Here is a 1,854-nt window from a genome sequence, read left to right as displayed (position 1 = left end):
AGATTATGCAACAAACTGGTTGTGGCATTACAACCATGAAAGACCACATCAAGCTAACAAAGGAAAGCCACCTCTAATGACTGCTTAACCTCTACTTTTAACTTCGGTTATTTATGGGAGGATTACCGAGCTGACATATTAATTTGGATTTTTGGATCGTCCAAGTTGGACAGAATAGACGCATAAATATTGTAATTTTCTTGATCGTAACAGATGAAATACACATGCTGGATATATTCAAAACTAGGTAGGCTTGACAGCACAGTACCAATTGCAATTTCTGCAGCTTCCTGTTTTGGATAGTTATATACACCAGTTGAGATATTTGGAAATGATAAGCTTTTTGCTTGAACTTCATTAGCTTTGACTAAACTGTTTAGATAAGCATTACAAAGTTCTTCGGCTTCATTTTTTGAGCCGCCCAACCAGCGAGGCCCAACTGTGTGAATGATGAATTTAGCAGGTAAATTACCAGCTGTGGTAACTACAGCCTGACCATTAGGAAGAGAGCCACCTATGTCATCATGAATCAGGTGACATTCCTGTTGCATCTCTGCACCAGCTTTTTTGTGAATGATATAATCTACACCACCCCCACCTAGTAAAGACTTATTGGCCGAGTTAACAATGGCATCCACATTTAAAGTGGTAATATCAGTTTGTAGTAGAGTGACTTTCTTCATTATATTTCACAGGGTAAAATTTAAGAATTAATTGGTTAATAGCTGTAATCAGGTTAGAGACCTCTGAGATATCTAAAGCGGCAATTGAGTACGTATATCTCATATAAGGAATACCCCCATATATACTTTCTTTTTCTTGTTTTTTAAAGTTTAAAAATTGATTGTGAAAAGCCTGTAAGAATTCGTCATCGTTTACTGATTTAGCTTCTATACATAAATGTACTTCACAAGGCAAATCCTTTTTTGAGGTATTAATAACAAGTGTAGGGCAAATCCAACGCGAATCAGCTAATGACGCATTACAAAACCAATATTCTGATTCGCCATTGTAGTAAGTGGGCCGGTAATTTCGAATGGAAAATTTTTCTTGTAATTCAGTTTGTAGGCTTCTAATTATGTGATCATTAATTTGTGAAAATACCTGTTGAGAAATTTGAAATAATTTCTGAATTTCAGAAGCATTATCTTTAATGAAGTTGAAATTGTCCATATTTAACGGCTTTAAATAGTAATTAGTAAGATGGTTGAGTAATTCTTTGGCAAAAGTAAACCATTTATTTTGAATATCAATTTTGTAAGATGGTATGAAGTTATTTACAGCATAAACCAAATTTTCATAGCTAATGCCATTCCAGGAGTCTTCTTGGAACTCGCTTACTCCATCGATGGATAACACAAAGTACAGTGGTTTTAATAAGGTATTGAGAACGCGTTTTTTTGCATATTTGATATATGATTCAATAGGATTGTTTTGAATGTGATAAATCTTGCATTCAAAAATAATTAAATTTTTTGTAGTTTCAATAATTAAATCAATACGTTTTCCATCTAATGTACATACTTCAGTTTCAACTGATATGAACTCACCAAAAGTTGCTGGGTCTTTATTGACATTCTTTGCAATGCAATCAATTAATCCATTAAAAAATAAAGTATTTAAATTGTGGACTTCTAAAGGATTTAAGAAAAAAGAAAGGAGCTCAGTCGTTGGATTTTCATAATACTTACGACTAGCTGTGTCAAAAAAATTCTTTTCCCGCATATTGAACCGTACCGGGTTTGTCGGAGACTCAGTATTCTGAGAGAATGTTCCGATGACCAAATTAAAATATACCCCTGAAATCAGAGAAAGAGCGGTTCAATTATTGATTGAATCTGAAAAAGACTATCC

Annotated in this window: 2 protein-coding genes; both read right to left on the bottom strand. The window is 33.9% G+C overall.

Annotated elements, in window-relative coordinates; all coding sequences use genetic code 11:
* Window positions 1–122 precede the first annotated feature (122 nt).
* A complete protein-coding gene (locus tag HYG93_RS19125) occupies window positions 123–683 on the bottom strand; it encodes a macro domain-containing protein (RefSeq protein ID WP_178962794.1) in 561 nt (186 codons plus the stop codon).
* Complete coding sequence (locus HYG93_RS19120; RefSeq protein ID WP_178962793.1) at window positions 655–1,725, bottom strand: PD-(D/E)XK nuclease family protein; 1,071 nt, start codon at window positions 1,723–1,725, stop codon at window positions 655–657. The genes HYG93_RS19125 and HYG93_RS19120 overlap by 29 nt, the downstream gene beginning before the upstream one ends.
* Window positions 1,726–1,854 lie beyond the last annotated feature (129 nt).

The sequence above is a fragment of the Acinetobacter sp. SwsAc6 genome (assembly GCF_013391565.1).
GTDB classification, from domain to species: domain Bacteria; phylum Pseudomonadota; class Gammaproteobacteria; order Pseudomonadales; family Moraxellaceae; genus Acinetobacter; species Acinetobacter cumulans.
This window is presented reverse-complemented; position numbering and strand designations above follow the sequence as displayed.

What these genes read in the sequence shown, in the direction of transcription:
- HYG93_RS19125 (WP_178962794.1), bottom strand. Translation starts at nt 683, where the DNA reads ATGAAGAAAGTCACTCTACTACAAACTGATATTACCACTTTAAATGTG.
- HYG93_RS19120 (WP_178962793.1), bottom strand. Translation starts at nt 1,725, where the DNA reads ATGCGGGAAAAGAATTTTTTTGACACAGCTAGTCGTAAGTATTATGAA.